A 23736-nucleotide genomic window follows, 5' to 3' on the forward strand; every position below is an offset into this window, starting at 1 on the left:
TCGCGCACGGAGGAGATCCGGCCGAAGGCGCCGATCGCGCCGTGCTCAGTGCCGCCCGGTGACGACGTCGGCGATGCGGGCGATCGGCGAGGTGGTCGCCCTTCCCGCCGCCTCGGCCCGGTCGGCCATGCCGTACGCGGCGTACAGGCCCGTCGTCGCGATCCAGCGCAGCGGCTCGGGCTCCCACCGGCGCACCCGGTGGTTCACCCAGGGGAGCCCGGCGATCTCGGAGTCGTGCTCCAGGATGAGGTCGGCGATCGTGCGCCCGGCGAGGTTGGTCGCCGTCACCCCGGTGCCCACATAGCCGCCGCCCCAGGCGATGCCGGTGCGCCGGTCGAGGCCGACCGTGGCCGCCCAGTCGCGGGGCACCCCCAGCACCCCCGACCAGGCGTGCTCGATCGCGGCGCCGGCCGTGGCGGGGAAGAACCGGTGCAGGATGCCCTCGAGCGTCTGCACCGTGGACAGCGGCGTCCTGCCGTCGGTGTCGGTGCGGGATCCGTACCGGTAGGGCTTGCCGCGGCCTCCGATCGCGATCCGGCCGTCAGCGGTGCGCTGGGCGTACATGTACACGTGCGCGAAGTCGCCGAGCACCTCGCCGCCGCTCCAGCGCAGCTCGTCCCACACGGCGGCGGGCAGCGGCTCGGTCGCGATGAGGGAGGAGTTCATCGGCAGCCACACCCGGTGCAGGCCCTTGAGGTTCGCGGTGAAGCCCTCGGTGGCGCGCACGATGTGCTCCGCCGCGACCGTGCCGTGGTCGGTGGTCAGCCGACGCGGCGCGATCTCCTGCACGGTGGTGCGCTCGTAGATCTCGACGCCGAGGCGCTCGACCGCGTCCGCGAGTCCCGCCACGAGCCGGGCGGGCTGGATCCGGGCGGCGTGCGGATGCCACACCGCCGCGCGGGTGTAGCGCACGGCGATCCTCGCCGTCGCCTCCGCCGCTTCGAGCACCGTGAGGTCCGTGTGCCGCCACGCCCGTTCCTCCGCGGCGAAGGCACGCAGCCGCGCCTCCTGCGCGGGCGTGCGGGCGACCGTGAACTCGCCGCCCTTCACGATGTCCGCATCGATGCCCTCTGCAGCGGCGACCCGGATCACCTCGTCGACGGTCTCGTTCATCGCCCGCTGGAACCGTTCGGCGGCGTCGCGACCGTGACCGGATGCGTACCGCTCCCGCCCTCCGGTGATCGAGTTCGTCAGCCACCCGCCGTTGCGGCCGGAGGCCCCGTACCCGGCATGCCGCTGCTCGATGACCGCGATCCGCAGCGCCGGACGCGCCTTCTTCAGGTAGTACGCGGTCCACAGACCCGTGTACCCCGCGCCCACCACGGCCACGTCGACCGTCAGATCGCCGGGGAGCTCCGGACGCGGCGTCGGCGCGCCGACCTCGTGCCACCAGTGCGAGACGTCTCCGTTGAGCATGCGAGGGTTTCCTTCGTCGGGTCGCGATCGGCGACGTCGCCGGATCCGCTCGATTCTACGGACCCGCCCTCAGCCGAGACGCGGACTCAGGTGGTATACCATTTACATGCCTTCCTCCGCGTCCTCTCGCACCCGCGCCGCCCGCGCGGTCGCCGGGCTCGGCGCTGCCGCGGTGCTGCTCGCCGGATGCACGACGACGGCCACGGAGCCCTTCGCGACCGTCACCAGCACACCGCCGGCGACCGCAGCCCCGTCCCCTGCCGCATCGAGAACCGAGGCCGAGATGACCACCCTGAACTCCCGCCTGTTCGACGCCGCGTCCGCCGGAGACGCCGACGCGGTGCGCACGGCGATCGCCGCCGGCGCCGACCTCGAGGCGCGCGGCACGGGAGGGATGACGCCGCTCGTCGCCGCCACCAAGGGGAACCGGGTCGAGGCGGCGCTCGCCCTCATCGACGCCGGCGCGGACGTGAACGCCAAGGACGACATCGTCGACTCGGCGTACCTCTCTGCGGGTGCGCGCGGCCACGACGAGATCCTGCGCGCGACGCTCGCGCACGGGGCCGATCTGCGCAGCACGAATCGCTACGGCGGGACCGCATTGATCCCCGCGTCAGAGCGCGGCCATCTGCAGACCGTCAGGATCCTGCTCGCCGCGGGCGTGGATCCGAATCACGTCAACAACCTGCACTGGACCGCGCTGCACGAGGCGATCGTGCTCGGCGACGGCTCGGCCGTGTACGCCGAGATCGTGCGCGCGCTCGTCGCCGGCGGCGCCGATGTCACGATCCGCGACGGCGACGGCGTGCTGCCGCGCGACCTCGCCGCCTCGCGCGGCTACCGCGAGATCGTCGCGGCGATCGACGCGGCCTGATCCGGACGGACGGCGGAGGATCCGGCTGCTCCGCGTGCTCGGGAGGCCGGATCCTCGATGCTCAGTCCAGGAAGATGTCCGGGAACAGCTGATCGTCGGGGGTGCCGGGCACGGCCGCATAGCGGGAGAAGTCGGTGACCCCCTCGGCCTCGAGCACGTCCTCCACGATGAGCGTCTGGCCGGAGTACTCGCGCGCGGGCTTCGTCAGCACCGCGTAGGCGGCGTCGGCGTAGACCTCGGGCGTGCGGCTGACCTTCATCATCCGGTCGCCGCCGAGCGCGAACTGCACCGCGGCCGTCGCGATCGTGGTGCGCGGCCACAGCGTGTTCGCGGCGATGCCGGCGTCGGCGAACTCGGCCGCGAGACCCAGGGTCGTCATCGTCATGCCGTACTTCGCCAGCGTGTAGCCCGTGTGCGCGCCCAGCCAGCGCGGCGTGAGGTTCAACGGCGGCGAGAGCGAGAGGATGTGCGGGTTCGGGGCGTCCTTCAGCACCGGGACCGCCGCGCGCGACAGCATGAACGTGCCGCGCACGTTGACGTCCTGCATCAGGTCGTACTTCTTCGCGGCCAGGTCGAGGGATCCGGACAGATCGATCACGCTCGCGTTGTTGACGACGATGTCGATGCCGCCGAACTCGCCCTGCGTCTTCATCACGGCGTCGATCACGCTCTCGTCGTCGCGCACGTCGCCGACGATCGGCAGCGCCTGGCCGCCGGCTGCGCGGATCTGCTCCGCCGCCGAGTGCACGGTGCCCTCGAGCTTCGGATGCGGGGTGTCCGTCTTCGCGAGCAGCGCGATGTTGGCGCCGTCGGCGGCCGCCCGGAGGGCGATCGCGAGGCCGATGCCCCGGCTGCCGCCCGACATCAGGATGGTCTTCCCCGCGAGGGGCTTGTTCTCGGTCATGTCTTCCTCGGGTTCGTGGGTGTCTCGCCGTGCGCCGCGGGTGGGGATCCGGTCATCTCGGGGCCATGCGGATGGCGCCGTCGAGGCGGATCGTCTCGCCGTTGAGGTAGCCGTTCTCGACGATCTGCTGCACGAGCGACGCGTACTCGTCGGGACGACCGAGACGGGCCGGGTACGGCACCTGCTCGCCCAGGGAGTCCTGCGCCGCCTGCGGCAGGCCCGCGAGCATCGGCGTCTCCATGATCCCGGGGGCGATCGTGCACACGCGGATCCCGTAGCGGGCGAGCTCCCGGGCGATCGGCAGCGTCATCGCGTGCACGCCGCCCTTGGACGCCGAGTACGCCGGCTGTCCGATCTGCCCGTCGAAGGCCGCGACGCTGGCCGTGTTGACGATGACCCCGCGATCCCCTCCCTCGGTGGGCTCGTTCGCCGCGATGACGGCGGAGGCCTGCGAGATGACGTTGAACGTGCCGACGAGGTTGATCCGGATGATCCGCTCGAAGGCGGCGAGATCGGCCGGGTTGCCGTCGCGGTCCAGCACCTTCGCGGGCGGCGCGATGCCCGCACAGTTCACCACGATGCGCAGCGGGGCCGCGGCCTGCGCGGCGGCGACGGCCGCGGCGACCTCCTCGGCACTGGTGACGTCGGCCGGGGCGAAGACGCCGCCGAGCTCCGCGGCGATCTCCGCGCCCTGCGACGAGGGCAGGTCGATGATGGTGACGGTCGCCCCCGCGGCGGCGAGGCGACGGGCGGTGGCGAGGCCGAGCCCCGAGGCGCCACCGGTGACGAGAGCTCCGGATCCTGCGATCTGCATCAGCCCCTCCTTCTGGAACAGCACTGTTCCGTCAAACCTGCAACTGAGTCTCAGCTTACGTGAGTCTGCGTCTCACGGAGACGCGGATCCGCATTCGCGCGGACGGCGAAGCGGGTGTTTGCTGAGCACATGGACATTCGTCTCAAGCGAGCCTATGACGCCGCGGCCCCGGATGACGGGTTCCGCGTGCTCGTGGACCGGCTCTGGCCCCGGGGCGTCTCGAAGGAGCGCGCTGCGATCGACCTGTGGGCGAAGGACACGGCGCCATCGCCACCGCTGCGCACCGCCTGGCACCAGGCTCCTCCGACGGAGTGGTCGGCATATGCCGACCGGTACCGCGACGAGCTCGCGCACGAGGCGGCTCCCGCCCTCGCCGCGCTCGCGGACACGCTCCGCCCGCAGCCGGTGGTGACGCTGGTCTACGCCGCGCACGACCCGGTGCACAACCACGCCGTGGTGCTCACCCAGGCGCTGCGCGCCGCGCTCGGCGACTGATGCTCACCGGCAGGATGGATCCATGAGCATCCCGGCCGTCGACCTGCCCGTGCCGGAGCGGGTGCGGGCGCTCGCCGGGTCCGCGGCGCTCACGCCGGTGTGGGAGAACGGGATCGGCGGGCTCACGTTCCGCACCGATGACGGCCGGTTCATCAAGTGGGGCCCGCGCCATCTCGAGAGCACCATGCGCGCCGAGGCGGAGCGGATGGTGTGGGCGCGCACGTGGACGCGGGTGCCCGCGGTGCTCGCGCACGGCGAGGACGAGCGCCACGAATGGCTCGTGACCGCCGCGCTCCCGGGGCGCAGCGCGGTGGAGCCGCACTGGATCGCGCGCCCGGAGGCGGCGGTGCGCGGCGTCGGCGCCGCCCTGCGCGCCCTGCACGATGCGCTCCCCGCGGCGCAGTGCCCGTGGAGCTGGGACGTGCCCGAGCGACTCGCGAACGCCGCCCGGCGCGGAGTCGTCGTGCCGCCGGCGCTGCACGAACGGCCGCCGGTCGACCGGCTCGTGGTCTGCCACGGCGACGCATGCGTGCCGAACACCCTGCTGGACGACCGGGGCCGCGGCGTCGCGCACGTCGACCTCGCCGCGCTCGGCGTCGCGGACCGATGGGCCGACATCGCGGTCGCCTCGATGAGCACCGAGTGGAACTACGGGCCCGGGTACGAGGAACTGCTCATCGAGGCCTACGGCGTCGCCCCGGATCCGGAGCGCCTCGCCTACTACCGCGATCTCTGGAACGCGACCTGAGGGATCCGGATCCGGGATGCGCGGAGGCGGCCTCAGTGATCGCGCAGCAGGTGGATGAGCTCCTGCTTGCGCTTGCCGGAGTATCCGTGCAGTCCGAGCTCCTTGGCCCGGTGCCGCAGGTCCTCGACGGTCCAGTCGTCGTACGAGCCCGACTCGCCGCCGCGGCGTCCGACCGCGCCACGGCCCTCCTTCGCCGCCGCGTTCGAGATGCGCGCGGCCTTCTCCTTCGAGTTCCCTTCATCGCGCAGCTTCTCGTAGAGTTCGGGATCCTTGAGCTCCGGTTGACGGGGCATGGTGCACTCCTTCCTCTCGTGGAGGGGCCACGGTAGGCACGCGCGGCGAACCCGGGCACAGGGGTTGACAAAGCCGGCCTGCCCCCCCTGCCACGCCGCGCGGCGCACGTCAAGACGGTGACGGTCCGGCGGCGCGGCGCACGACGCTGATCCTCATGCAGGACCACACGGACACCCCGCGCCCGCCCGCGACGCGCGCGACGCAGGCGACCTCGCAGGCCTCGCAGGCCTCGCAGGAGGACGTCTCCCGGCGCTGGGAGCGGATCCTGCAGGAGGTGCGCGTCACGCAGACCGGCACGCAGATCATCACCGGCTTCCTGCTGTCCGTGGCGTTCCAGCAGACCTTCGCGAAGCTGCCGGGGCATGCCAGGGGGATCTACCTGGTGCTGGTCGTCCTCGCGTGCGTCGCGACGCTGCTCGGGCTCCTGCCCGTCGTGCAGCACCGCAGACTCCCGGAGCGCGACCCTGACCGGCGGCTCGTCGCGTCGGGCTCGCGGATCCTCATCGCACTGCTCCTGCTCGTCACTCTGCTCGCGATCGGCGTGGCCGTCTTCATCTTCGACGTGGTGCTCGGCGGCGTCGCCGCGCTCGTCGCCGGAATCGTGGCGTTCGTCGCGGGCGTGCTCGTCTGGACGCTCCCCGTCCATTCGCGCGCGCAGCGCCGCCGGCACACGGAGACGTCGTCGCAGACGGATGCACCGCCGCTGTCAAGGCCCTCGCGGTGATCCGCCGCGTCGCGGATCCTGGGCACAGCATCACGGCCCCTGACGGAACAGGAGCCGGGAGGAGAGAGCGACATGAGCGAGATCTCGGACGAAAGCCAGCTGCCGCCGAACGTGCATCACCCGCGGCCGGAGAAGCCGGCGAGCACGGACGAGGAGGCCGACCGCGAGCGCGTCGAAGAGGGCGCCGAGGGCGATGGCGACGAGCCTCGTCACGACGAGGGCGCCGACCGGCAGCCACCCGCCGACACCCCGCACGCGCGCCGAGGCGACACCGACGACCCCTACGCGAAACAGGGCGAGGATCCGTACGCCGAGCCGGCGAAGAGCCCGCGGCGCACCGGGCACGACGGGGCCTCGGGCGACGGGACCTCGGAGGGGACCTCCGGCACCGGCGCGTCGGGCACGGGCGCCGCGGGCACGGCGGAGCCGCCGGACTGACGGCTCCGCCGGGTGCACTACTGGAGGTGGCCGCCCTCGTCGAACTGCATCTCGTCGACCTGGGAGGGCTCCGGGATCAGGCGCAGGCCCGCGGGCGTGTTCGCCAGCTGGCTCAACGCCTCGATCCAGATCCGGTTGAGCGGCGGGCGTCGACCCCCGTGATAGGTGAACACCATCGTGCAGCCCGGGTGCACCCAGACGGACGTGCGGCCGTGCCCGATGCTCGGATCGTCCTTCCACGTGAAGTAGAACGGCTCGCCGCGACGCAGCTTGTTGGCCACCACCATCTGCAGATGCGCGAGCGCGCGATCGTCGAGGTCGACGTGCGTCTGGCCTTCGTAGCTGAACCTGCCCATGTCTCTTCTGGTCTCCTCGTCCTGCCCCGCGCACACGCCATCCCCACCCTTCATCATGGTGCGGCACGGCACCGCCCGACAGCCCCTCGACGCACGCGCCGCGCCCGTGCTACACGCGCGCGAACGCGCGGAACACAATGGAAGACAGGCCACCGACAGGAGATCCGCAGTGGGAGTCATCTACTACGGCGGGGCGGAGACCCCGATCCGCATCGAGGACGGCGTCCTCGCGCACCTGAAGGTCGTGATCGCGACCAAACTGCGCCGGAACGAGAGCTTCACGCTCTCCTTCCAGCACGGCGACGGCGAACCCACCGGGCGCACCACGATCTGGCTGCATCCGGCGATCCCGCTGCGGTTCGTCTTCGACGAGCCCGTCGCGCCGGAGCTGGATCCTGCGCTGATCCAGGATCTCGCCAACTCCGCGAACACGTCGGGCGGCATCGCGCTGATGCCCGAGCATGTGTTGCGCGGGCGTCACGAGCCCTCGGAAGGCACGGCCTCGGAGGCCCCCTCGACCGACGCGGCCTCCTCGAGCTCCTGACCCGGGACGCCCCGGGATCATACGTTCCGGCGGCGCGCACCGGAACCCCCGGGCGCGAAGACCCGGCGCGCCGTACCGTGCCGGCATGAGGAGCATCATGATCAGCACGATGGATGCGGTCGTCGATATCGACCGTCCCGTCGACGAGGTGTACCGGCGATGGACCGACTTCGACGACCTGCCCGATCTGCTGCCCAGCGTCGAACGCGTCGAGCGCGTGGACGACGACGTGACGCACTGGGATGCGCGCGTCGGCGGGCTGCGTCGCTCCTTCTACGCCACCACCGTGGAGGAGATCCCGAACCAGCAGATCAGCTGGACGAGCGACGCCGGCCGGCAGCACAACGGGATCGTGATGTTCACGCGGCTGACGTCCGACCGCACCCGGCTCGAGCTGCGGCTCGCCTGGGTGCCGGAGTCGTTCCTGGAGCGCACCGGGGCGCGGCTCGGGATCGCGCGCCAGATCGCCGAGCGCGACCTGGCGCGATTCACGCAGCGCGTCGAGGACGCTCCGGCGATCGAGCCCCCCGTTCCGTGGTGAGCGGTCCGTCACGAAAGGAGCATGTCATGTCGAATCCCGAGGTCCCGGTCCTGCCCGAGATCCATCACTGGTGGCCGCGCCTGTCGGCCCACGCCAAGCAGCTGCTCGAGGACGCCGAGGACGGCGTCGTGGTCGACGAGGTGCGCGAGGAGATCGAGCGGATCACCGGCACGACGGTCGACCCGTCCGCGCGTCTCAGCGACGGCGACCGCCGGTTCATCCGCACCCAGCAGGAGATGGTCGACTAGCTAGCCGGCGAGGAATCCGGATAGTCGGGCCGCGGTTCCTGGAGCTGCTGATCGGAGAACTCGCCGCCCTCGCGTCCGCCGAACGGGCGCCCGTGGTCGGCGAACTCGTCGCGCATGAAGACGAGACGCCACGGCCCGACCGTGAACCGCGCGCCCGTGCGCAGGATCTCGTCGCCGCGACGCTCCTCGTCCTGCGACTTCTCCAGGTTCGCGCTGGTCTCACCCGGGCCCTGCATCGTGAGCACGTACTCGTCGCGCGAGTCGTGCCGGATCGATGCGTGCACGGGGTCGGCGCCCGGGAGCCGCAGATCGCACTCCTGGGCCGAGCCGATCGTCGCCCCGTCGACCGGGATGTCGTAGACCGACCGGCTCTCTCGAGAGGAGACCAGCAGCCGGGGGTGTCCCGCACCCCAGTCCGCGTGGGTGGTAGGGCCGGTCTGCTCCTGGGTGTCGTCCATGTCCTGTTCCTTCCGTGGGTCGCCGCATCGGGCGGTCTGGTCGGGGGCGGTGCGCGGCGCTGGTCAGAGGTGCCGGCCGCCGGTGACGGGGATGATGCCGCCGGAGACGTAGGAGGCGTCCTCCGAGGCGAGGAACACGTAGGCGCCGGCGAGCTCCGCCGGCTGGCCCGCGCGGCCCAGCGGGGTGTCCTCGCCGAACGTGGGCAGCTTGTCCGGCCAGCCCGTCGCGGGGATCAGCGGGGTCCAGATGGGTCCGGGCGCCACGCCGTTCACCCGAATGCCGTGCGGGCCCTGCTGCTCCGCCAGCGTCTGCACGAACGAGACGAGCGCCGCCTTCGTCAGCGCGTAGTCGAACAGCCCGGGCGAGGGGTCGTATCCCTGGATCGACGTCGTCGCGATGATCGACGACCCCGGCCGCAGGTGCGGCAGCGCGGCCTGCGCGAGCCAGAACGGCGCGTACAGGTTGGTGTGCATGACCCGGTCGAACTCCTCGGTCGGGATCTCGTCCACCTCGCCGCGGCTGCGCTGGTAGCCGGCGTTCAGCACCAGGATGTCGAGCCCGTCCAGGCTCTCCGCGGCATCCGCGATCACGTCCTCGCACTGCTGCTCCTCGGTGAGGTCGCCCGGCAGGAGCACGGCCTGGCGGCCCGCCTTGCGGACCCACTCCGCCGTCTCCTCCGCGTCCGCCTGCTCCTCGGGCAGGTAGCTGATCGCGATGTCGGCCCCCTCGCGGGCGAACGCGATCGCGACGGCGCGCCCGATGCCGGAGTCGCCCCCGGTGATCAGTGCGTGGCGGTCGGGCAGGCGGCCCGAGCCGCGGTACGTCTCCTCGCCGTGGTCCGGGCGCGGTTCGGTCTCCTCCAACAGGCCCGGCTGATCGGTGTGCGGATCCGGCGGGTCCGGAAGCGGCGGATACTTCGTCCTGGGGTCGGTCATCCTGTGGCTCATGCGCGGCACGCTATTCCGACGGGCTTTCCTGACACAGGGGCTTGACGCTCGCGGCCGTACGGCCTACAGACCCCGATCCCGGCGAACATCCCTCCTCCCGCGCGGTATCCCCCTGCACAGCCGCTGTCAAGGGCCGTGACTTCCCCGTGCGCGCAGGAGAGCCTTCCGGGGAGCGATGGGAAAGACATGTCGACGATGACAGGCCCCCGATTCGAGATGCGCCGGCTCACCGAGAGCGAGTGGCTGATCCTCGATGACCGATACGAGTCCACCGACGCGCGGCACACCGTCGCGTGCGTGAGCCGGGTGTCGGTCGATCAGGTCGACGTCGTCTGGCTGCGGCCCGTCACCGGACGGCGCCGGTTCGCGACGGTCGCCGACGTGCTCGAGGCCGTGCGCAGCACGCTCTCCGCGGCGGATCCGGCGCGCGAGCCCGCCTGATCCGCGACCCCTGCCATCCCGAGGCCCCCGCCGTCAAGCCCCTGGGCCGTGCGACGCGTCGGTGCCTACGGTGGTCGAGCGGCCGCACCCGTGTGCCGCGGAAGGAGTCCGTCATGAACATCCTCTTCATCGTCATCATCGTGGTGGCGGTCATCCTGGCCATCACCGGTGGTCTCGTGCAGTCGCTGAACTTCCTGCTGTGGGTGGGACTGGTGCTGCTCGTCCTGGCCGTGATCGCCTGGCTGATCCGGTCGCTCACCGGCAGCCGCACGCCCTGACCGACGCCGGACACGGAAGGAGCCGCCGATGACCGTCAGGCTCAACGAGAAAGCCCTCTAGCCCCCGCAGGACGGCCCTCCACCCCGTGCAAGATGGAAAACGTCGCCCCGGCCCTCGCGCAAGCGACGTTTTCCATCTTCCGCACCGCCCGCAGCGGGCCGGATCCGCGCCGCTGTCAGCTCACCCGGCAGAGGATCTCTCCGTGCAGCAGCGAGATCCAGCCATCGTCCGATGCCGCCCACTCCCGCCAGCCGTCGCTGACGCGCTGCAGGTCGGCGGGCGTCGCGGCGCCGGAGTCCAGGAGCTGCGGCGCGATCGCCGAGCCGAGGATCCGATCCGCCCACATGCCGCCCCACCAGGCGCGGTCCTCCTCGTTCGCGTAGCACCAGGTGCTCGAGGTCGCCACCACGTCGGTGAGGCCCGCGGCGTGCGCCCAGGACAGCAGCCGTCGCCCCGCGTCGGGCTCGCCGCCGTTGGCGCGCGCCGCCGTGTAGTACAGCGCGAGCCACTCGTCCAGCGCCGGGACGGCCGGCCACCATTGGAAGCCGCCGTAGTCGCTGTCGCGCACCGCGACGATCCCGCCCGGCCTGGTCACGCGCGCGAGCTCGCGCAGCGCCTGCACCGGATCCGCGACGTGCTGCAGCACCTGATGCGCATGGGTCACGTCGAAGCTGTCGTCGGGGAAGTCGAGCGCGTGCACATCGGCGACGTGGAACTCGATGTTGTGCACGCCGCGGTCGGCGGCGGTGGCGCGGCTCAGATCCAGTTCGGCCTCGCCGACCTCGGTGGCGACGACCTCGGCCACCCGCTCTGCGAGATCCGCCGTGATCGTGCCGGGCCCGGCGCCCACGTCGAGCAGGCGATCGGTCGGGCGCAGGTGTGGCAGCAGGTGCGCCGCCGAGTTCTGCGCCGTGCGCCAGCGGTGCGATCGCAGCACCGAGTCGTGGTGTCCATGGGTGTAGCCGGCCATCGGGTCTCCTCCGGGTCAGGGGCGTTCGTCCTCAGCGTCCCGGTTCGAGGAGCCGTGCGGAAGACCGTAGTCTTCCTAGGAGCGCCGCACCCTCCCGCGCGACGCGGATCCTGTCTTCCCGAGCTCCCGGAGGCTGCGGATGTCGAACGCACTCGGCGATTTCCTCCGCGCCCGGCGCACCGACGCCCGGCTGCAGGCCGACGCGCCGCGCACCGGCGGCCGCCGCCGCACGACCGGGCTGCGCCGCGAGGAGGTCGCGACCGCCGCGGGCATCAGCGCCGACTACTACACGCGCCTCGAACAGGGCCGCGAGACCCATCCGAGCGATGCGGTGCTCGACGCGCTCGCCCGTGCGCTGCAGCTCGACCCGGACGCCGCCGACCACCTGCGCCGGCTGCGGGACGCCCACCCCGCCACCGCCCGCACCGAATCGCCGGCCGCGCCCGCGGTCGACGAGGGCCTGATCGCCCGCATGGCGCTGCTGGTCGATGCCGTGCGCCCCAACCCGGCCTATGTGCTGGATCGGCTCAGCACGGTCGTGGCGGCCAACCCCGAGGGGCTCGCGCTGCACGAGGGACTCGCCGACCTGCCTCCGGCCCAGCGCAACACCTGCCGGTCGCTGCTGCTCGACCAGCGAGCCCGCGAGACGTTCGTGGAGTGGGAGGAACTGGCCCGCGGGGCCGTCGCCCACCTGCGCGCCGCGAACGTGGACGACCTGCAGGATCCGCAGCTCGTCGCGCTCGTCGCCGAGCTCGGCGCCGCCAGCCCCCTGTTCCGCACCTGGTGGAGCGGCCATCTGGTGCAGCGCCGGCGCGGCGACATCACGCACGTCCGCGGTGCCGACGGCACGGTCAGCGCGCGGCGCTACGAGGTGCTGCACCTGCCGGAGGACGGCGTGCGGATGACGCTCTGGCTGCCCGCCCTCTGAGGCCGGATCCCGGCCGCCGGCCCGGCCACCAGATCCTGTCGCCGACGAGCGCGAAGATCGCGGGCACGATCACGGTGCGCACCACGAGGGTGTCCACGATCACGCCGACGCCGACGATCAACCCGAGCTGGCCGAGCGTGACGAGGGGCAGCACGCCGAGCGCGGCGAACACCGCCGCGAGCACGATGCCGGCGCTCGTGATCACGCCGCCCGTGTGCGCGATCGCCTCGACCATGCCCTGACGGGTGCCGTGCACGGCGGCCTCCGCCCGCGCGCGGTGCACCAGGAAGATCGTGTAGTCGATCCCCAGCGCGACCAGGAACAGGAACGCGAGCAGCGGGACCTGCAGATCCAGCGCGTGCTGGCCGAACAGCACCCGACTGAGCCAGGCTCCGGCACCGATCGCGGCGACCGCGCTGGCGAGGTTCACCAGGAGCAGCAGCACCGGCGCGACGAGCGAGCGCAGCAGCACCAGCAGCACCAGGAAGCTGACCAGCAGCACGAGCGGCGCGACGAGCAGCAGATCCTGCTGGTTGCCGCTGCGGGCGTCCAGATCCGTCGCCACCGCCCCGCCGACGACGGCGTGCGCCTCCGGCACGGCGTGGACGGCGGTGCGCAGCGCGCGGATCTGGTCGAGGCTGGCACCGGATCCGGGGGCGTACTCCCCCGTCACCATGATCTTCGTGAGGTCGCCGTCCTCGGTCACGCCGGCCGGCTGCACGCGCACGACTCCCTCGACGCTCTTCGCCGCAGCCACGACGTCGTCCGCCTTCGTCGTGTCCGCGACGATCAGGACCGGCTGGGCCTCTCCCGGCGGGAAGTGCGCGGAGAACACCTCGAGTCCTGCCGCCGACTCCGACGGCACCCGGAACTTCTCCACCTGGTCGAGGCCGACCGTCGTGCCGACGAGGCCCGCCGCCATCACGGCGAGCAGGGCCGCTCCAGCGAGCAGTCCCGCACGGGGTCGTCGCGCGACACCGCCGGCGACCGCCCGCCAGGCCCGTCCCTGCCGCCGCTCCTGGCCGGGACGCGGCACGAACGGCCAGAACACGCCGCGCCCGCACACGGCGAGGAGCGGCGGAAGCAGGAACAGCACCGTGCCGAGCGCGATCAGGAGCCCGATCGCACTCGAGACGCCGAGCCCGTGCGTGCCGGGGATCACCGCCAGCACCAGGGTCAGCAGGGCGAGCACCACGGTCACGTTCGACGCGACGATCGCCGGCGCCGTCCGGCGCCAGGCGGTGCTCAGAGCGCGCCGGTGGTCGGTCTCGCGCTGCAGCTCCTCGCGGTAGCGCGAGATCAGCAGGAGGGCATAGTTGGTGCCCGCGCCGAACACCAGCACGCTGATGATCCCCGCGTCGAACTGCAGGCCCCAGGCGGATCCGGCCGCGGCGGTGATCCGGCCGGCGAGCCCGTCGGCGAGGGCGACGACCACGAGCGGGATCAGCCACAGGATCGGCGAGCGATAGGTCACGATGAGCAGCACGGCGACGATGAGGATCGTCACGATGAGCAGCGTGAAGTCGGCCCCCTCGAACGAGGAGGCGATGTCGGCGCCGAACGCGGGGCCGCCCGTCACCTGCAGGGTCAGCCCGTCCGGGGCGTGCGCGGCCGTGTCCGCCCGCAGCGCCGCGATGACCTTCGCCGTGTCGGCATTGCTCGCGCCCACCGTGATCGGCACGACGATCGCGCCGGCCTTCTTGTCCTCGCTCACCAGAGGACCGGTCGGGTCGGCGGCCGCCACGGGGCGCAGCGACGGCATCAGCTGCTTCAGCCCGGCCAGATCCGCAGCGCTCAGCTCCGTCCCGTCGTCACGCGAGGCGACGACGATCACGGACTGGCGGTCGGCGTTCGGGAATTCCGACAGCAGCGCGGCCGCCTTCGTCGACTCGGCGTCGGCCGGGGCCTGTGCGCTGCCACCGGGCGCCTTGGCCGAGCCGAAGGCGCCGAACAGCAGTACGAGGAGGACGAGGACGAGACCGAGCGAGACCCACGCGCCGCGGCGCGAGGTCAGCACGTCGGAGAGGCGCGGGCGCGCGGCAGGTTCTGACATGCCTCCAGTCCATCGCCGCAGGGTCCGCGTGACATCGTGCACAAGGTTGATCGAAAGATCGATCGAAGGGACGAGACCGGATCCGGGGCAGCCTCGCAACGCCGAACGCGGCCCCCTTCGGGGACCGCGTTCGTGGTGCCGGGCGCCCCGAGATCTCGGGGCGCCCGGGGAATGAGGACGTCAGTACCGCAGGCCGTGGCCGAACCGGAAGGTCGGGTCCTCGGTGTCGAACGCGACGTCGGTGCGGCTCGCGGCGACGGCCGCATCCGAGCGCGGAAGGTCGAACGGGAGCGAGCCCTGCGGACCGCGTTCGCCGAACAGCACCCGCAGCACGGCCTCGTCCGACGCTCCGTAGTCGGCGAGCACGGCGCGCGCCGACTCCTCCAGGCCGCCGAGCACGGCAGGACGGTCGAGGTAGATGTCGATCACCGTGGGGACGGCCTCGGCGATCGCCGTCAGTCGCGCGTGCTCCTCGGCCGGGAACTCCAGCGATCCGGAGTGGAAGAGGTCGCTGAATCCGCCGCGGTCCCGGTCCTCGAACGGCGCCTTGATCCGCAGGATCGCGACGTCGGCGTCCTCCGGGGCGGTCACGACGTCGGCGTATCGGGCGAGCGCCTCCGCGGCGACGCCCTCGGCGTAGACCTTCACGCCACGCGTCAGCGGCAGGATCGGGGATCCGCCGTCCACCGCCGTGTTCGTGAGCAGGGTGAGCGAGTCGCTCTGCGCGTCGAGGCCCTCCTGGACGAAGTCGGCACGACCGACGACGGCGGCCGCGTGCTCCTCGTCGACGAACGGGTTCTCGAACAGCCCCAGCCGGAACTTCTCGCGCAGCAGCCGTCGCACCGACACGTCCAGGCGCGCCTCCGAGACCTCGCCCCGTTCGACGAGACCGAGGAGCTCCTCGGTGCAGAGCTCGCCGCCGAACTGGTCGATCCCCGCGTCGAGCGCCTTGACCATGCGCTCCGGCCGGGTGAGGTGCTCGACGCCCCAGGCGCGGGCGGGCATGTCGGCGCCGAACACGACGACGTCGGTGAGCAGGCCCCAGTCGGTGCAGACGATCCCGTCGAAGCCGAGCCGGTCGCGCAGCAGATCCGTGAGCACGTCCTTGTTGAACCCGAAGCCGACCTCCTCCCAGTCGGTGCCGATCGGCTGACCGTAGTACGGCATCATCTGGGTCGCGCCGGCGCCGATCGCGGCGATGAAGGGGCGCAGGTGGTACTCCTGTTCGCCACCCGGATAGACCTGCTCCTTGCCCCACTCGAAGTGCGGATCCTCGCCGTCGAGCTGCGGACCGCCGCCCGGGAAGTGCTTGACCATCGTCGCCACGGACCCGGGGCCGAGCTCGGAGCCCTGGAATCCGCGGATGTAGCCCACCACGAGGCGCGACGTGAGGTCCGCGTCCTCGCCGAACGTGCCCGCGATCCGCGACCAGCGCGGCTCGGTGGCCAGATCGATCTGCGGATGCAGCGCGACGCGCAGGCCGACCGCGACGTACTCCTGCCGTGCGATGTCGGCGAAGCGCTCGAGCCGCTCCGGGGATCCGAGGGCCGCGAAGCCGAGCGTCTCCGGCCACTGCGAGAAGGGCCCCGCCATGAGCGAGGTGAGGGGGTTGTCGCTGAACGAGTGCCGCGGGTCGGTGGAGAGCGTGACCGGGATCCCGAGCGGCGTGTCCAGCGCCATGCGCTGCAGGGCGTTGTGCCAGGCGGCGAACTCGCGTCCGCCCGGGGCGGCGCCGAGCAGGTTGAAGTGGCTCATCCGGCGTTTGCGCACCATGGAGGCGAGGGAGGGCAGGCCGAACGTCGGGTTGCCCTCTTCGAGCTCGGCGAAGGCCGCCATGGTGTGGAACAGCATCCCCACCTTGTCGGCGAGCTCCATCCGGCCGAGGAGGTCCTCGACCCGCTCGTCGATCGGCAGCGAGGCGTCGCGGTAGGGCAGCACGGCTTCGTTCACGGTGTCCGTCATTGTGATGTTCTCCTCTACTTGACCGACTTGATGAACCAGACGCTGACCGCGCCGAGCACGCTCAGCACGATCGCGATCGGGAAGAGCGCGCCGTATCCGAATGCCAGCACGATCGCGCCGGCGACGCCGGGGGCGAACGTCTGCGGCAGCGTCGCGGCGATGTTCACGACACCGAGGTCCTTGGCGAAGTTCTTCGCGGACGGCAGCACCTGGCTCATGAGGGCGGTGTCGACGGCCTGGAACATCCCGAATCCGAAGCCGCTGATCACGGTCATGATCATCCACGACGTGTAGGAGGGGGCGATCATCGGGAACACCAGCGCGACCGCCATGAGCAGGGAGGATCCGAAGACGAACGGCTTGCGTCGGCCCACCTTGTCGGAGAGCGGACCGGAGATCACCGTCGCGACGAGGATGCCCACGAGGCTGAGGATGCCGAGCAGCGGGATGACGGAGAAGGGATCCTTCACGCCGAGGTAGTTCTTCAGGATCAGCAGCTGGAACCCGGTGACCGCGAAGTATCCGGTGTACAGCAGCAGCCGGCCCGTGAAGGCCCAGAAGAAGTCGGGATGCTTGATCGGGCTGACCCAGAACGTGCGCAGGAACTCGCCGAAGCTGAACGGCTCGTTCCGGAAGTTGAGGCTGGAGTGATCGGGGTTCGCGACGACGAACCCGAGCAGCACGACGACCGCGAACACCGCGAAGACGATGTAGCCGAGCGTGATCGTGTGCGCGAGCTGCGATCCGATGATCTGTCCGCCGAGCGCGCCGAACATGAGGCCGATGCCGGAGAGCGCGGCGAACGTGCCGCGGCGGGCGACCGGAACCCGGTCCGGGAGGATCGCGGAGAGCGGACCCTGCGCGAAGTTGTAGGCGACCTGGATCAGCGTCCACGCGACGATGATGCCCGCGAGGCTGTTCATGAAGCCGAGGGCGATGAGCGCGGCGCCGCCCACGATGGCGCCCGCGATGATCCACGGCGCGCGGCGGCCGAACCGCGAACGGGTGCGGTCGGACAGCTGTCCGGCGGCGGGCTGGGCGATCATCGCGCCGAGCGCGCCGATCGTGGACACGATCGCGATGTTCGCGACCTGGGTCTTCTCGTCGGGGAACATCGCGATGAGCTGCGCCTGCAGCAGGATGCCGGGGACCGCGCCCCAGATCACGAAGATCGCGAAGTTCGCCGGGATGATCCATCCCAGCAGACGTCGGACGCCCTTGATCGGGGCGGGCGGGTCGTCCTCGCCGGACGCGGTGGCCACGAACGTGGTCTCCGTGAGGGGCGGACGCAGCTCTTCGGGCGTGTCGGATGATGTCGACGTCATTGTCAGTCCTTGGGGGCGAGCGGTGGGATCGGGTCGGGCCGACGAAGGCGCTCGACGCGTCCTCGGAACCGGCTGTTCGCACGCTAGCATGAAAAACCGGCACAAGTGTAGGTTTTTGTTCAGAGCGGTGCCCGGCCGCGGATCGCGCACCGGTCGCGACCCTCTCCGGCGCCGGGGGACGCATACGATGGGACACCGATGACGACCGAACGCGGATACACCACGGGCAGGGCCCGGCGGGAGCGGATCATCGCGGCCGCGACCGCGCTGTTCGGACGCGTCGGCTTCAACAGCGCCACGATGCTCGAGATCGCGCAGGTCTGCGAGATCTCCCGCGCGGGCCTGGCCCACCACTTCCCCACCAAGGAATCGCTGATGGAGGCGGTGCTGGAGACCCGGGACCGCGAGGACCGCGAGCGTTTCCGGCGCAACGGCTCCCAGGGCCAGGACGGCATCGGCGTGCTGCGCGGCATGGTGGACCTCGCCCGGCACAACAGCGAGGTCGGCGGCATCATCGCCCTGTACGCCGTGCTCTCGGCCGAGGCGGCGGATCCCGCGCATCCGGCCCACGACTACTTCGTGCGGCGTTACGCCAGGATCCGCTCCGGCACGGCCAAGGCGCTGCGCGACGCCCGCGCCGCGGGCTACCTGGCCGCCCACGTCGACGAGGACCGCGCCGCCGCCGAGCTCACCGCGCTCATGGACGGCCTCCAGCTGCAGTGGCTGCTCGACCCCGCGTCGGTCGACATGGCGGAGACCGTGCGCCGCCGCATCCAGGAGCTGCTCGTGGTGCCGCTCGACCCCGCCCGCTGAGCGAGCGCGGCAGCCCCGGCCCTGAGCGCGCGAAGCGAGACGAAGGGCGCCTACGACCAGACGAAGCGGAAGGTGCCCGCCAGGACGGCCGCCGCGATCGACAGCGCCATGATGCCCGCCCCGCCCGCGAGCGCGATCGCGTCGCGGGCGTGGAGCCGCGACGGACGCGACCACGTGCGCGGGATCTCGGATCCGAATCCGCGAGCCTCCATCGCGAGGGCCAGCTTGGTGCCGCGACGGACGGCGAACACGAGCAGCACGAAGGACATCGTGACGAACCGGCGCAGCACGCCGCGATCGCCCACGCCGCGCGCTCGGCGGGCGAGCGACATCGTGCGCCAGTCGTCGAGGAACAGCCCGAGCATGCGCGTGCCCGCGAGCACCCCGAGCACGAACCTGCTGGGCAGGTGCGCGACCTGGGCGAGGGCGTCCGCGAGCGCGGTCGGATCCATGCGGGCGAACAGCAGGATGGTTGGAAGGCCGAGCGCCACGACGCGGATCGACACCGCGACGGCGAGCTGGATCGACGCCTCGCTGATGTGCGCGAACCCGAAGCTGAAGAAGACCTGCCCTCCCGGCGCGGCGTAGAGCAGCATGCTGATCCCCGCGATCGGCGCCACGACGAGCAGCAGCGCGAGCCGGCGCAGCACGGTGCCCAGACGGAGCCCGCTGAGCGGGACGCACAGTAGCTGCAGGCCGATCGCGACGAGGCCGCTCGTCACGTCGATCGACGCGAACAGCGGGATCGACAGCAGCAGCGCCAGCAGGATCCGGGTGACCGGATTGACCCCGTCGATCCACGCCCCGGCCTCGGCTCGACCCCCCACCGTACGCAATGCAGGAGATCCCGCGTCTTCCGCCCCGGATCCGGGCCCACCGGCGGCGTTTCTCCTGCGTTGTGTGCGGCCGAGGTCGAGGCGCGTCATGCCGCCTCCTCGGTCCGGGCCGCGTCGGCCGCGTCGGCGGGGGCGAGGGCGATCCGGTGGCCGCCGAGGTGGCGGATCACGTCGTCGTCGTGCGTCACCGCGATCACGGCGGTGCCGCGCGCGATCTCCTCCTGCAGCAGGCTCACGATCCCGATCCAGCCCCGCCGGTCCTGCCCGAAGGTCGGCTCGTCCAGCACGACCACGGCGGGCGCCGCGGCGAGCACGGTGGCCACCGACAGCCGCCGCTTCTGACCGCCCGAGAGCGTGAACGGGTTGGCGGCGGCGAGCGCCGTGAGGCCGAGCCGGTCGAGCAGGGCGTCGACGACGGCATCGACGCGCGGGGCCTCCCAGCCGAGGGCCCGCGGACCCACCGCGAGCTCGTCGCGCACGGTCTGCGTGAGGAACTGATGCTCCGGATCCTGGAACACCATCCCGATGCGGGTGAGCAGCTCGCGCGAGGTCCACGCCGACGGGCGACGGCCGCGTCGCCCGCGGAGCTCCTCCTCGGCCTCCACCAGCCCCCGCAGCGGATCCAGGAGACCGGCGAGGGTCAGGGCCAGCGTGGACTTGCCGGCACCGTTGGGGCCGACGATGACCGTCGCGGCAGCGTCCGGCACCGTCAGGTCGAGGCCGCTCTGCACCGCGGAACGGCGGTCGCGCGACACCGCGAGATCCCGGGTCGTGAGCACGCCCTCCCCGGCCGACGGCGCCGGCGGCAGCACCGGGAGGTCGACCGGGTGGCCCGGCACCCACACGCCCGCGTCGGCCAGAGCGTCGCCGTACGCGCCGAAGACGTCGGCGGGCCTGCCGTCGGCGAGCAGTCCGCCGCCGGCGCCCACGACGATGACGCGCGTCATCAGGTCGGCCCAGATCCCGGTGCGGTGCTCGATGACGACCAGCGTCGCGCCCGTCGCCTCGACCACCCGCTCGACGCTCGCGCGGATCTCGCGCACGCCGTCCGGATCCAGGTTGGCCGTCGGCTCGTCCAGCAGCAGCAGCCCGGGCCGCATCGCGAGCGCGCCAGCGAGGGCCAGGCGCTGCTTCTGCCCGCCGGACAGCGCGGACGTCCGGCGGTCGAGCGGCACGTCGAGACCCACTGCGTCGAGCGCCTGCCCGACTCGCTCGGGGATCTCCGCCGCGGGGACGCCGAGGTTCTCACAGCCGAACGCGACGTCGTCGCCGACCCGGCTCAGCACGACACCGGCATCCGGATCCTGCAGCACCAGGCCGATGCGCCCGCGGCGGCTCTCCGGATCCGCGCCGTCGACGAGAAGGGATCCGCTGCGCTCGCCCTCGTCGGCGTCGCCGAGCAGCCCCGCCATCCCCGTCAGGAGGGTGGACTTGCCCGCGCCGGAGGCGCCGAGCAGCAGCACGCGCTCGCCGGGCTCGATCGTGAAGGACACGTCGCTGACCGCGGGCAGGCGGCGGCCGGCGTAGCGCCAGCCCCACCGGTCCGCGACGACGCGGGCCGCACCCGCGGTCATGTCAGACCTCGCGACGCAGCTCGCGTCCGGCGGCGAAGCGGCTGAGCGCACCGGTCGCGGCGAGCGCGCGCACCAGCAGCCAGCCGAGCACGCCGGCGAGCACCGCACCCGAGACGACGAGGGTGCCGAGGTAGATCGCGTTGAACTCGAGGCTCTTGAGGATGTTCGGCGAGCTGCCGTAGAACAGCTCGAACACCCAGGCGCCCACCGCCGCGGCGACACCGGAGAGCGCGGCCACCGGCAGCGAGAAGCGACGGTAGAGGAAGACGGCGAAGATCAGCTCGGCACCCAGGCCCTGCGCGATGCCCTCGAGCACCGTGGATACTCCCCAGATGTTGCCGATCAGCATCGAGACGACCGCCGCGACGACCTCGACCACGAGCGCCGCGCCGGGCTTGCGGATGACGAGTCCGCCGACGACGCCGCCGAGCAGCCAGATCCCGACGGCGATCCCGCCGAGGCCCGGGGTGAGTGCGTCGGCGGCCGAGAACCAGGCGTAGCCGATGGTGTTCCAGACCCAGAAGACCAGGCCGATCGCGACGCCCAGGACGGCGGCGACGACGATGTCGACGACCCGCCAGTTCAGGCGGCGCGCGACCGCTCCCATGCTCGCGTTGCGTGCGGTTGCCGTTGCATGCATGACTGTTGCTCCTCCCTGCGCCGGCATGATCCGGATCAGGTTCGACGGTCGAAGCGCGATTCGCTCCCTCTCAGCCCGGCTCGCCGGACTCCCGTGGTGATCCGCCCATCTTAGCCCCGGCCGAGAGGCGCCGCGACCGGCGGCGTCGCACCCGGTCGCCGCCCGTTCCGGAGCACCGGATCCCGCGCCGGAACGCACGAGGGGTGTGCGGCGACCGACGTGCGCGCGGATTCCCGCGGCAGAACGGCGTTCGGCTGCCGGTGATCGACACGGCCTCCCGATACGGTAGGAGGGTGAACGAAGACGACGGCCCGGCGGCCGCACAGGGCGATCCCGAGCTCGTCGACGCCCCGGCCGAGACCGCCGCAGCGGATTCGGCGTCCGCCGTCGCGACGCTCGACGCTCCGGCCGAGGTCGCCGAGTCCTCGGACGACCCGATCGCAGGCGACGCCCCTCCGCCGGAGGACCCGAACGCCCCGGCCACCGACGCCCCCGTCTCCGGGGGCCCGGTCGTCGGCGCCGACGCCGTCGACTCCGCGGAGACGGTCGAGCCCGCGGGCCTGTTCCCGGCGCCGGCGCCCGCCCCCGAGGCCGGCCTCCTCTTCCCGCCGACCGACGCTGCCGTCCCGACCGCCCCTGCCTCCTCGGCCGCGACCGGCACGGTCCTCGTCGACGCCGCCTCCGCCGACGCCCCCGCCGCCACGTCCGGCGCCGCGCGTACCGAGGTGCGACCGCTGCCGTCGGCCTCGCTCGTCCGCGGGCCCGATCGCACCCCGACCGCCGCGCTGGCCTGGGTCGACGTCGCCCGCATCGGTTCGACGACCACGGCCGCGGAGCCGGCCTCCTCGCCCGCGCTGCTCGCCGACGCCCCGCGGCGGAGCCTCGTCCGGCCCGCCGTGCTGCTGCCGATCGCGGGCCTGCTCGCGGTCGCCGTGGCCTACGGCGCCACGACCGCGCTCTGGCCCCTCAACGCCGTGAAGCCGACCACGACGGCGGTGGCGTTCCAGCCCGTGGCCGCCCCGGCCGCGGCGGCCGCGTGGCCGACGACCGGCAGCGCCGCGGTCAGCGTGCAGGGCATCGGCACGGTCGCATCCGCCGACCAGCAGGTTCCGATGGCCAGCATCACGAAGCTCGTGACGGTGCTGACCGCCCTCGACAAGATGCCTCTGAAGACCGGAGAGCAGGGCCCCTCCTTCGCGTTCACCCAGGCGGACAGCGACGACTACCTGAACTATCTGCGACAGGACCAGTCGGCTCTGGATGTTCCCGTGGACGGATCCCTCACGCAGTACCAGTTGTTCGAGGGGATCCTGCTCGGCTCCGCCAACAACTACGCCGATCGCCTCGCCCGCGAGCTCTGGGGTTCCGACGAGAACTACGCGGCCGCGGCCAATCAGTGGCTGGCCCAGCACGACCTCGGCGACATCCGCGTCGTGACGCCCTCCGGCTTCGACTTCGGCAACGTCGCCACCCCTCGCGCGCTCATCCAGCTGGGCGAGATCGCGGAGAAGAACCCGGTCATCGCCTCGATCGTGAAGCAGAAGAGCGTCGAGCTGCCCGGTGCCGGGATCGTGGAGAACACGAACGGCCTGATCGATGACGCGGGCATCGTCGGCATCAAGACGGGCACGATCGGCGACGGCGACGACACCCGGTACAACCTGCTCTCCGCGAAGGACGTGGCCGACGGCACCACCACGGTGCGCATCTTCGTCGCCGCGCTCGGACAGAGCAGCGATCAGGGTCGGGTCGACGTCTCACGGGCGCTCTACGCCGACGTCGAGGCAGCACTGAAGAACCAGCCGCAGACGGTCACCAAGGGTACGACGCTCGGCACGGTCGACACCGCCTGGGGCGAGACGTCGCAGGTCATCGCCGCCGACGACGCCCGCGTCACCCTGTGGAACGGCGCTTCGGCGTCGGCCACGACGAAGTTCGCGCTGGGGGACACGTGGAAGGCCGGCGCGAAGGCCGGGACGCTCGCCCTCAAGGGTCCGCTGGATGCGACGACGGTGCCGCTCACGCTGCGCACCGAGCTGAAGGGACCGAGTCTCTGGTGGCGACTGAGTCACCCTCTCGAGCTGTTCGGTCTGACCAAGTAGGGGCACGAGCG

The 23736-nt window shown here is 72.1% G+C and carries 27 protein-coding genes and 1 riboswitch; of the genes, 13 read left to right on the forward strand and 14 right to left on the reverse strand.

From position 1 onward, the window contains the following. Window positions 1-45: 45 nt before the first annotated feature. Entirely contained in the window at window positions 46-1416 is a 1371-nt protein-coding gene (locus tag NFX31_RS15175; protein WP_262956108.1) for an NAD(P)/FAD-dependent oxidoreductase, read from the reverse strand. Window positions 1417-1522: 106 nt separating this feature from the next. On the opposite strand from NFX31_RS15175, the gene NFX31_RS15180 reads away from it, so the two are divergent. Next, complete coding sequence (locus NFX31_RS15180; RefSeq protein ID WP_338101475.1) at window positions 1523-2290, forward strand: ankyrin repeat domain-containing protein; 768 nt, start codon at window positions 1523-1525, stop codon at window positions 2288-2290. Between the two features lie 61 nt (window positions 2291-2351). On the opposite strand, the gene NFX31_RS15185 is transcribed toward NFX31_RS15180, so the two are convergent. Continuing rightward, the gene (locus NFX31_RS15185) at window positions 2352-3194 is read right to left on the reverse strand and encodes an SDR family oxidoreductase (protein WP_262956109.1); all 843 of its coding nucleotides are present in this window, start codon (window positions 3192-3194) and stop codon (window positions 2352-2354) included. Between the two features lie 52 nt (window positions 3195-3246). Continuing rightward, on the reverse strand, window positions 3247-4008 hold the full coding sequence (locus NFX31_RS15190) for an SDR family NAD(P)-dependent oxidoreductase (RefSeq protein ID WP_091740033.1): 762 nt from the start codon (window positions 4006-4008) through the stop codon (window positions 3247-3249). Between the two features lie 129 nt (window positions 4009-4137). On the opposite strand from NFX31_RS15190, the gene NFX31_RS15195 reads away from it, so the two are divergent. Continuing rightward, window positions 4138-4503 carry a DUF488 domain-containing protein gene (locus tag NFX31_RS15195; protein ID WP_262956111.1) on the forward strand — a complete coding sequence of 122 codons (366 nt, stop codon included), beginning with the start codon at window positions 4138-4140 and terminating at the stop codon, window positions 4501-4503. Window positions 4504-4525: 22 nt separating this feature from the next. Continuing rightward, the gene (locus NFX31_RS15200; RefSeq protein ID WP_045250981.1) at window positions 4526-5251 is read left to right on the forward strand and encodes an aminoglycoside 3'-phosphotransferase; all 726 of its coding nucleotides are present in this window, start codon (window positions 4526-4528) and stop codon (window positions 5249-5251) included. 32 nt (window positions 5252-5283) lie between these two features. On the opposite strand, the gene NFX31_RS15205 is transcribed toward NFX31_RS15200, so the two are convergent. After that, the gene (locus NFX31_RS15205) at window positions 5284-5544 is read right to left on the reverse strand and encodes a Rho termination factor N-terminal domain-containing protein (protein ID WP_262956112.1); all 261 of its coding nucleotides are present in this window, start codon (window positions 5542-5544) and stop codon (window positions 5284-5286) included. 155 nt (window positions 5545-5699) lie between these two features. Here NFX31_RS15205 and NFX31_RS15210 point away from each other — a divergent pair, with 155 nt between their 5' ends. Both NFX31_RS15210 and NFX31_RS15215 read left to right on the forward strand, forming a co-directional pair. Then, window positions 5700-6269: a DUF6328 family protein gene (locus tag NFX31_RS15210; RefSeq protein ID WP_262956113.1), complete on the forward strand. Its 570-nt coding sequence runs from the start codon at window positions 5700-5702 to the stop codon at window positions 6267-6269. A gap of 72 nt (window positions 6270-6341) precedes the next feature. Further along, on the forward strand, window positions 6342-6707 hold the full coding sequence (locus NFX31_RS15215) for a hypothetical protein (RefSeq protein WP_262956114.1): 366 nt from the start codon (window positions 6342-6344) through the stop codon (window positions 6705-6707). A 17-nt stretch (window positions 6708-6724) separates the two neighbouring features. Here NFX31_RS15215 and NFX31_RS15220 read toward each other — a convergent pair whose 3' ends face one another. Further along, a complete protein-coding gene (locus NFX31_RS15220) occupies window positions 6725-7063 on the reverse strand; it encodes a DUF7882 family protein (protein WP_045250985.1) in 339 nt (112 codons plus the stop codon). A gap of 169 nt (window positions 7064-7232) precedes the next feature. On the opposite strand from NFX31_RS15220, the gene NFX31_RS15225 reads away from it, so the two are divergent. From NFX31_RS15225 to NFX31_RS15235, 3 genes are all read left to right on the forward strand, one after another. Further along, on the forward strand, window positions 7233-7607 hold the full coding sequence (locus NFX31_RS15225) for a DUF7882 family protein (RefSeq protein WP_045250986.1): 375 nt from the start codon (window positions 7233-7235) through the stop codon (window positions 7605-7607). An 85-nt stretch (window positions 7608-7692) separates the two neighbouring features. Beyond that, window positions 7693-8148, forward strand: coding sequence for an SRPBCC family protein (locus tag NFX31_RS15230; RefSeq protein ID WP_175491299.1), 456 nt, complete (start codon window positions 7693-7695; stop codon window positions 8146-8148). A gap of 26 nt (window positions 8149-8174) precedes the next feature. Beyond that, window positions 8175-8396 (forward strand): hypothetical protein, encoded by a 222-nt coding sequence (locus NFX31_RS15235; protein ID WP_045250987.1) that lies wholly within the window; start codon window positions 8175-8177, stop codon window positions 8394-8396. Here NFX31_RS15235 and NFX31_RS15240 read toward each other — a convergent pair. After that, window positions 8393-8854 (reverse strand): FHA domain-containing protein, encoded by a 462-nt coding sequence (locus tag NFX31_RS15240; RefSeq protein ID WP_262956115.1) that lies wholly within the window; start codon window positions 8852-8854, stop codon window positions 8393-8395. The genes NFX31_RS15235 and NFX31_RS15240 overlap by 4 nt on opposite strands. 63 nt (window positions 8855-8917) lie before the next feature. Next, window positions 8918-9790 (reverse strand): SDR family oxidoreductase, encoded by an 873-nt coding sequence (locus tag NFX31_RS15245; RefSeq protein WP_082072335.1) that lies wholly within the window; start codon window positions 9788-9790, stop codon window positions 8918-8920. Window positions 9791-9988: 198 nt separating this feature from the next. Here NFX31_RS15245 and NFX31_RS15250 point away from each other — a divergent pair, with 198 nt between their 5' ends. Together NFX31_RS15250 and NFX31_RS15255 are read left to right on the forward strand one after the other, a co-directional pair. Continuing rightward, window positions 9989-10243: a hypothetical protein gene (locus tag NFX31_RS15250; protein ID WP_045250990.1), complete on the forward strand. Its 255-nt coding sequence runs from the start codon at window positions 9989-9991 to the stop codon at window positions 10241-10243. A gap of 113 nt (window positions 10244-10356) precedes the next feature. Continuing rightward, on the forward strand, window positions 10357-10521 hold the full coding sequence (locus tag NFX31_RS15255; protein WP_169748234.1) for a hypothetical protein: 165 nt from the start codon (window positions 10357-10359) through the stop codon (window positions 10519-10521). 176 nt (window positions 10522-10697) lie between these two features. Here NFX31_RS15255 and NFX31_RS15260 read toward each other — a convergent pair whose 3' ends face one another. Then, window positions 10698-11492, reverse strand: a complete 795-nt coding sequence (locus tag NFX31_RS15260; protein WP_091480139.1) for a class I SAM-dependent methyltransferase — start codon at window positions 11490-11492, stop codon at window positions 10698-10700. 139 nt (window positions 11493-11631) lie between these two features. On the opposite strand from NFX31_RS15260, the gene NFX31_RS15265 reads away from it, so the two are divergent. Beyond that, the gene (locus NFX31_RS15265; RefSeq protein WP_262956116.1) at window positions 11632-12420 is read left to right on the forward strand and encodes a helix-turn-helix transcriptional regulator; all 789 of its coding nucleotides are present in this window, start codon (window positions 11632-11634) and stop codon (window positions 12418-12420) included. Here NFX31_RS15265 and NFX31_RS15270 read toward each other — a convergent pair. From NFX31_RS15270 to NFX31_RS15280, 3 genes are all read right to left on the reverse strand, one after another. Continuing rightward, a complete protein-coding gene (locus tag NFX31_RS15270) occupies window positions 12344-14473 on the reverse strand; it encodes an MMPL family transporter (RefSeq protein WP_262956117.1) in 2130 nt (709 codons plus the stop codon). The genes NFX31_RS15265 and NFX31_RS15270 overlap by 77 nt on opposite strands. Window positions 14474-14653: 180 nt before the next feature. Further along, window positions 14654-16435 carry a glycoside hydrolase family 3 protein gene (locus NFX31_RS15275; protein ID WP_262956118.1) on the reverse strand — a complete coding sequence of 594 codons (1782 nt, stop codon included), beginning with the start codon at window positions 16433-16435 and terminating at the stop codon, window positions 14654-14656. 14 nt (window positions 16436-16449) lie between these two features. Beyond that, on the reverse strand, window positions 16450-17760 hold the full coding sequence (locus tag NFX31_RS15280) for an MFS transporter (protein WP_045250994.1): 1311 nt from the start codon (window positions 17758-17760) through the stop codon (window positions 16450-16452). 198 nt (window positions 17761-17958) lie between these two features. On the opposite strand from NFX31_RS15280, the gene NFX31_RS15285 reads away from it, so the two are divergent. Next, window positions 17959-18573, forward strand: coding sequence for a TetR/AcrR family transcriptional regulator (locus NFX31_RS15285; RefSeq protein ID WP_045250995.1), 615 nt, complete (start codon window positions 17959-17961; stop codon window positions 18571-18573). Between the two features lie 50 nt (window positions 18574-18623). Here the strand turns inward: NFX31_RS15285 and NFX31_RS15290 are convergent, their stop codons facing one another. The 3 genes from NFX31_RS15290 to NFX31_RS15300 all read right to left on the reverse strand — a co-directional run bounded on the left by NFX31_RS15290 (window position 18624) and on the right by NFX31_RS15300 (window position 21623). Beyond that, the gene (locus NFX31_RS15290) at window positions 18624-19400 is read right to left on the reverse strand and encodes an energy-coupling factor transporter transmembrane component T family protein (protein WP_262956119.1); all 777 of its coding nucleotides are present in this window, start codon (window positions 19398-19400) and stop codon (window positions 18624-18626) included. Between the two features lie 95 nt (window positions 19401-19495). Then, window positions 19496-20983 carry an ABC transporter ATP-binding protein gene (locus NFX31_RS15295; protein ID WP_262956120.1) on the reverse strand — a complete coding sequence of 496 codons (1488 nt, stop codon included), beginning with the start codon at window positions 20981-20983 and terminating at the stop codon, window positions 19496-19498. A gap of 1 nt (window position 20984) precedes the next feature. Continuing rightward, complete coding sequence (locus tag NFX31_RS15300) at window positions 20985-21623, reverse strand: ECF transporter S component (protein WP_262956121.1); 639 nt, start codon at window positions 21621-21623, stop codon at window positions 20985-20987. After that, window positions 21619-21728, reverse strand: a riboswitch (TPP riboswitch). Its footprint overlaps the gene before it by 5 nt. 188 nt (window positions 21729-21916) lie before the next feature. Between NFX31_RS15300 and NFX31_RS15305 the strand changes: the two genes are divergently transcribed. Then, window positions 21917-23725, forward strand: coding sequence for a D-alanyl-D-alanine carboxypeptidase family protein (locus NFX31_RS15305; protein WP_262956122.1), 1809 nt, complete (start codon window positions 21917-21919; stop codon window positions 23723-23725). Window positions 23726-23736: the final 11 nt, after the last annotated feature.

Origin of the sequence: Microbacterium azadirachtae (assembly GCF_025583665.1) — a bacterium.
Classification (GTDB): Bacteria; Actinomycetota; Actinomycetes; order Actinomycetales; family Microbacteriaceae; genus Microbacterium; species Microbacterium azadirachtae.